4 protein-coding genes are annotated in these 6569 nt (G+C 76.7%); 2 read left to right on the top strand and 2 right to left on the bottom strand.

Annotated features, from left to right (window positions below; all coding sequences use genetic code 11):
• A partial coding sequence (locus AB0N76_RS38730; RefSeq protein WP_363565551.1) for a BTAD domain-containing putative transcriptional regulator occupies positions 1-2964 on the bottom strand: 2964 nt, incomplete at its 3' end.
• A gap of 153 nt (positions 2965-3117) precedes the next feature.
• On the opposite strand from AB0N76_RS38730, the gene AB0N76_RS38725 reads away from it, so the two are divergent.
• Together AB0N76_RS38725 and AB0N76_RS38720 are read left to right on the top strand one after the other, a co-directional pair.
• Positions 3118-4245 (top strand): alkene reductase, encoded by a 1128-nt coding sequence (locus AB0N76_RS38725; RefSeq protein WP_363565550.1) that lies wholly within the window; start codon positions 3118-3120, stop codon positions 4243-4245.
• Between the two features lie 136 nt (positions 4246-4381).
• Positions 4382-5419 carry a hypothetical protein gene (locus tag AB0N76_RS38720; RefSeq protein WP_363565549.1) on the top strand — a complete coding sequence of 346 codons (1038 nt, stop codon included), beginning with the start codon at positions 4382-4384 and terminating at the stop codon, positions 5417-5419.
• A gap of 111 nt (positions 5420-5530) precedes the next feature.
• Here the strand turns inward: AB0N76_RS38720 and AB0N76_RS38715 are convergent, their stop codons facing one another.
• Positions 5531-6562: an N-acetylmuramoyl-L-alanine amidase gene (locus tag AB0N76_RS38715; RefSeq protein ID WP_363565552.1), complete on the bottom strand. Its 1032-nt coding sequence runs from the start codon at positions 6560-6562 to the stop codon at positions 5531-5533.
• Positions 6563-6569 lie beyond the last annotated feature (7 nt).

The raw sequence follows: 6569 nt of genomic DNA, 5'->3' as shown, positions 1-6569 counted from the left end.
GAGGGCGAGGGCGCGCGGCTCGGCCAGCTGCCGGGCGTACGCCAGAGCGCGCGCCTGGTGGGCGGCGGCCGCCGCGGGCCGGCCGCGCAGTTCGGCGACGAAGCCGAGCTCCACCTCGATCAGGTGCTTCCCGGCGGTGGAGGACGGGTGCTCGTCGAGCATGGTCCGCAGGTGGCGCTCCGCCTCGTCGAGTTCGCCGGCCCGGCGCGCGCCGAGGGCGAGGCCCATCAGGGCGAACACCTCGCCGTAGCGGTGTCCCTGCTCGGCGGCGGCGCGCCGGGCCCGCTCGTGGAGCTGCCGGGCCCGGTCCCAGTCGCCGGCCAGCAGCGCGAGGCGGCCGAGGCCGGCGAGGCAGGCGGAGGCCTCCACGGCCAGGCCGAGCTCCTCGGCGAGGCGCAGTCCGTCGCGCTGGCGGGCTCCGGCGTCGGCGTAGTCGCCGTCGATCTCGGCGAGCGCGGCAAGCACCGGGACGGTCTGCAACTCGCCCCAGCCGTCACCGAGTTCACGAAACGCCGCGGCGGCGGCCCGGCCCTCGCGGCGGGCCGCCGCCGGGTCGCCGAGGGCCAGTGCGGTGCGGGCGAGCAGGGCCCGGGCGGCGGCGGTGCCCCACCGGTCGCCGGTGTCGGCGCACTGTGCCAGGGCGCGGTCGGCCACGGTCCGGGCGGCGGCCGGATCGCCCGCGTGGTGGAGGCCGTAGCCGAAAAGCCAGAGCGCCCGGCCGCGCCGCACGGGGTCGGCGATGTCGGCCGCGGGGCAGGCCGGGTCGGGCGGCCGGTGGCCGGTCAGCATGGTGAACGCGTCGTGCAGCAGCCGGAGTTCGGCGGACCTGGCGTCGGCGTCGGGGCCGGGGCCGGGGAGGACGGCGGCCAGGGTGCGCCGGGCCTCGTGCAGACGGCCGCTCAGCAGCCACCACGGGCCCAGCGCGACGGCCAGCCGGGCGGCGCCGTCGGGGTCCGCGGAGCGCAGGGCGTGGTCGAGCGCGGCGCGGGTGTTGGCGGACTCGGTGTCCAGCCGGGCGAGCCACTGCCGCTGGCCCGGCCCGCGCAGCCCGGCCTCGGCCCGTTCGGCCAGGTCGCGGAAGTGGGCGGCGTGCCGGGCGGCGGTGCCGGTGGCCTCGCCGGCCTCGTGCAGACGGTCCCGGGCGTAGGCCGCGACCGATTCGAGCAGGCCGTAGCGCGGGCCGTCGACGGTGTGCGCCGCCTCGACGAGCGAGCGTTCGACCAGGCGGCCGACCAGGTCCGGTACGTCGGCGCCGTCGACGCCGGGCCCCGCGCACAGCGCCTCCGCCGTCGGCAGCGCGCAGCCGCCGACCGGCACGGCGAGGCGGCGCAGCACGGCCTGCTCGGGCGGGGTGAGCAGGTCCCAGCTCCAGTCGATCACCGCGCGCAGGGTCTGCTGCCGGGCCGGCAGGCCGCGCTGCCCGGAGTCGAGGAGGCGGAACCGGTCGCCGAGCCGGGCGGCCAGCTCGTGCACGCCCAGGCCGCGCACCCGGGTGGCGGCGAGCTCCAGGGCGAGCGGGAGGCCGTCCAGGCGTCGGCAGATCTCCGCGACCGCCGCCCTGGTGTGCTCGTCCCCGGCCGCCGGGGCGAACCCGGGCGCGGCCGCGGCGGCCCGCTCGACGAAGAGCCGTTCGGCGGCCTCGGCGGGGAGCGGGGCGACGGGGAAGAGCACCTCGCCGGAGAGCCGCAGCGACTCGCGGCTGGTGGTGAGGACGCGCAGTCGCGGCGCGCCGTCCAGCAGGGCGGCGACGAGGTCGGCGGCGGGCTCGATGACGTGCTCGCAGTTGTCGAGGACGAGCAGCGCCCGCCGGTCGCGCAGCGCGGCGGCCAGGCCCGGGGGCAGTACGGCGGCGGACGGGGCCGCAGCGGCGGCCGGTGCGCCGGCCGGGGCCGCGTGCTCGCGCAGGCCGAGCGCGGTGGCCACCGCCTGGGTGAGGGCGGCGGCGTCGGCGGGCAGGGCCGCGAGTTCGACGAGCCGGACCTCGTCGGGTGCGCCGCCGCCGGGGTCGTCCGCGAGGCGGTGGGCGAGGGCGAGGGCGAGCCGGGTCTTGCCGACGCCGCCGGGGCCGGTCAGGGTGACCAGGCGTTCGGCGCGGACCAGGCGGGCCAGCTCGTCCAGTGCCGCCCCCCGTCCGACCAGCGCGGTCCGCGGGGCCGGCAGCTCCGCGCGGTGGAACGGCGCCGGTGGCTCCGGCCGGGCCGGTCCGGCCGGCCCGGTGGCGGCGGTGGGCCGCAGGGCGGTGTCCTGACGCAGGATCGCCTCGTGCAGCGCGGCCAGCTCGGGGCTCGGGTCGAGGCCCAGTTCGTCGACCAGCCGGGCGCGCAGCGCGGCGTACGCGGCGACCGCCTCGCCCTGCCGTCCGGCCCGGTACAGCGCCCGCAGCTGGACGGCGCGCAGCCGTTCGCGCAGCGGGTGGCGGTCGGCGAGCTCGGTCACCTCGCCCGGGAGCAGCGGGTCGTCGAACTCCAGGCGGGCCTCGGCCAGTTCCTCCAGCGCGGTGAGCCGCTCCTCGGCGAGGCGCTGGGCGGCCGGGCGGACGAACTCCTCGTCGGCGAAGTCCGCGAACGCGTCGCCGCGCCACAGGTCCAGGGCCCGGGTCAGGGCGGCGGCCCGGTCACGCGGTTCGGTGACGGTCCGGGCCCGGGCGGCGAGCGAGCGGAAGCCGGCCGCGTCGAGCTGGGCCGGGGCGTCGTCCAGCCGGAGCCGGTACCCGGCCGGGTGGTGGGTCACCCGGTCGCGGCCGATCGCCCGGCGCAGCTGGGAGACCTTGGCCTGGAGCGCGTTGGCGGGGTTGGCGGGGACGTCGTCGCCCCAGATGTCGTGGACCAGGCGGTCGGGCGGGACCGGCCGGCCCTCGTGCAGCAGCAGATCGGCCAGCAGCGCCCGCACCTTGGTCTCCGGCACTCGGACCGGCTCGCCGTCGGCGTCCCACACCGCCAGCGCCCCGAGCACCCCGAATCTCATGGTCACACCCTACACAGCATGATCATCAGCCGGTCGGGGCGGCTGCCGGACGGACCGTCAGCGGACCGTCAGCCGACCCGAAGCGCGCTGCGGGAGTGTCGGATCAACAGGCCGGCGGCACCGACGACGGCAGGACGCTGAAGGAGCACGATCATGAGCACGGACACCGCGGTTCAGCCGACCCGGACCACGGACGCGGCGGACTCCCCGCTGTTCCGCCCCGCCGACCTCGGCCCGCTGCGGCTGGCGAACCGCCTGGTGATGGCCCCGATGACGCGCAACCGCGCGAGCGCCGACGGCGTGCCGGAGCCGATCATGGCCACCTACTACGCCCAGCGGGCTTCGGCCGGGCTGATCATCGCGGAGGCCGCGACGCCCAACGCGGTCGGCGCCACCTACCCCAACATCCCGGCGATCCACACGGACGCGCACGTGGCCGGCTGGCGCCGGGTCACCGAGGCCGTCCGGGCCGCGGGCGGCCGGATGTTCCTCCAGCTCCAGCACGGCGGCCGGGTCGGGCACCCCGAGACCACCGGGCTCCACCCGCTCGCCCCCTCGCCGGTCCCGCTGCCCGGCACCGTCTTCACCCCGTCCGGGCACCGGGAGACGGTGGTGCCGCGGGAGATGACGGAGCAGGAGATCCGGTCCACCGTCGCCGACTTCGCGGCGGCGGCCCGCCGGGCGGTCGAGGCCGGCTTCGCGGGCGTCGAGGTCCACTCGGCCAACGGCTACCTGCTCCACCAGTTCCTGTCCGGCCACACCAACCGGCGCACCGACGGCTACGGCGGTTCGGTGGCCAACCGGATCCGGTTCACCGTCGAGGTCGTCCGCGCGGTCGTGGCGGAGATCGGCGCCGAGCGGGTCGGGGTGCGGATCGCCCCCGGGGTGACCGCCAACGGCATGAGCGAGGACGACGTGGACGCGGTCTACCCGGCGCTGCTCGGCGAGTTGGACGGCCTGGGCCTGGCCTACCTGCACCTGGTCTTCGCCGACCCGGAGCAGCCGCTGTTCCACACCCTGCGGGCGGCCTGGTCCGGCACGCTGATCGCGAACCCCGCGCTGCCCTGGCCCGGCCCGCTGCCCGCAGACGGCGGCCGCGCCGCCGCCGAGCGGCTGCTGGCCGCGGGCGCCGACCTGGTCTCGCTCGGCCGTTCCTTCCTGGCCAACCCCGACCTGGTGGCCCGGCTGCGCAAGGGCGCGCCGCTCAACCCGATCCGGGACGCCCACCTGATGTACGTCGGCGGTGAGACGGGATACACCGACTACCCGACGCTCGACTGAGGGTGTGCACGCGGAGTGACTGTACCGGGGCGCCCGGTGAGGACTAGGATCGTAAGCGAACCATCGGCTCGGTGGAGGGCCAGGTTCTTCCCCTCCCGCCAGACAGGCATCCGCCGAACCGGAAAGGGGAGCTTTCATGGCCACGACAATCGGGACCGGCTTCAGTACCGCGTACTCCTGGGTCGGACACAACTCGGACGGCCGGCTGGAGGTCTTCGCCCGGGACGACAGCGGAGCGCTCCAGCACTGCTACCAGTACGTCCGCAACGACGACGACTCCTGGTCCAACTGGGAGTCGCTCGGCGGCACCCTGACGGGCGTCCCGGTCGCCGCCCCGAACGCCGACGGCCGGCTGGCGGTCTTCGTCCACGGCGGCGAGGACGCCACGCTCCGGTACATCCACCAGGGGCCCGGTGGCGAGCACGGCTGGTCGAGGTGGGAGACGCTCGGTGGCACCATGGTCGGCGATCCGGCGGCGGCCCAGGACGCCGACGGCCGGCTGGAGGTCTTCGCTGACAACGCCGCCAACGAGGTCGGGCACATCTGGCAGACCGCCCCGAACAACGGCTGGTCGGCCTGGGGGACGATCGAGATCACCGCGGTCGGCAACCCGGCCGCCGCCCCGAACGCGGACGGCCACCTGGAGATCTTCGTCCGCGACAACATCGGTGACATCGAGCACGCGTGGCAGCGCCCGCACATCTCCGGCTGGAAGCTCGGACGGATCCTCGGCGGCAACAACGTGGCCGGCGATCCGGCGGTCGTCCAGAACACCGACGGCCGGCTGGAGCTCTTCGTCCGCTTCACCGACGACACGCTCTGGCACATCTGGCAGACGGCCCCCGGCAACGGCTGGGCGGGTGACTGGGCGTCGATCGGCGGCAGCCTGGTCGGCAACCCGACCGTCGGCCGGAACGCCGACGGCCGCCTGGAGGTCTTCGCCCGCTTCACCGACGGCAGCCTCCGGCACGCCTGGCAGCGGTCCGCCGGGCAGAACACCTGGTCGAAGTGGGACCCGCTCGGCGGCAGCCTGGGCGGTGACCCGGCCGCGGCCCGCAACGACGACGGCCGGCTGGATGTCTTCGCGCCCTTCACCGACGGCAGTATCCAGCACACCTGGCAGACCGCTCCCAACAGCGGATGGTCGCACTGGCGATCGCTCGGCACGCCCTGAGTCCGGCACGCCCTGAGCCCGGCACGCCCTGAGTACGCGTCGGCCCCGAGCACGGGTCGGCCCCGGGGGCGGGGAACACCCGCCGCCCGGGGCCGACCCGCTGGGGGAGCGTCAGACCGCCGGCTCCGCGGCGACCTCGGCCCGCAGGGCGGGCAGCGCGGCGTACATCGTGCCGCCGGGGCACTCGGTGGCCAGCCAGTCGCGGTGACCGCTGATCATGTCGACCGGCTTGGTCACCCCGTTGACCGGGTTGACGTAGGTGACCCGGGCCTGCGGGTCGAGCCCGTGCGTGCGGGCGGCGAGGGCGAGCAGCCGGGTGAGCGACTGGCGGGCCTGCGCGGTCGGCTCCTGGCCGTTCAGGGTCCCGAGCAGCGCGATGCCGAGGTTGCCGGAGTTGAAGCCGGCGGTGTGGAAGGCGGTCACCACCTTGCCGTTGGCGTCGTACGCCGGGGCGCCGTCCTCGCCGGACCAGCGGCCCTCGTAGATCCGGCCGGCCTCGTCGATCAGGAAGTGGTAGCCGATGTCGCCCCAGTCCAGGGTGACGGCGTGGTACTGGTAGATCGCGCGCACGGTGGCCGCCGGGTCGGCGTCGGCGTTCGGGGTGTCGGTGTGGTGCACCGTCAGGGTCTGCAGCGGGTAGTACTTGGCGGGGGAGTTCTCGACGCCGTTCTTGAAGCGCTTGGACTCGTCGCAGCCCCACGCGGCGCGCGGCAGGTACTCGGCGCCGGCCAGGGTGGTCGGGGCGGTCGCCGCGACGGACGCGGTGCGGACCGGGCCGGCCGTGGTGTCCAGCGCGGTGGAGCGCAGGCCGGTGGCGCCGTCGGGCAGTCGCAGGTCGTAGCCGACCGCGCCGTCGGCCGCGATCAGCGCCGTCGCGCCGTGGCCGTTGCGCTCGGGCGCCGCCGGACGGGCCTGGTCGGGGCCGCCCGCGCAGCCCGCGGTGAGCGGCTGCCAGGCGCCGGCGCCGGTCTCCTCGTGGTGCAGCCGGATCGCGCCGCCGCGGCGGGGGCCGTCCCAGCTGACGCCGACGTACTGGATCGGGAACCCGGTGCGCACGCCGGCGGCCGCCCGGCCGGTCGCGGACTGGGCCCGGGTGGCGGGCACTGTGACGGTGCGGGCGGCGGCCGGCGCCGTCGGCGTCAGCTGGGAC

The organism is Kitasatospora sp. NPDC093806 (assembly GCF_040683335.1).
Classification (GTDB): domain Bacteria; phylum Actinomycetota; class Actinomycetes; order Streptomycetales; family Streptomycetaceae; genus Kitasatospora.
Note: the sequence above shows the minus strand (reverse complement) of the source record. Positions and strands in the feature narration are given on the sequence as shown.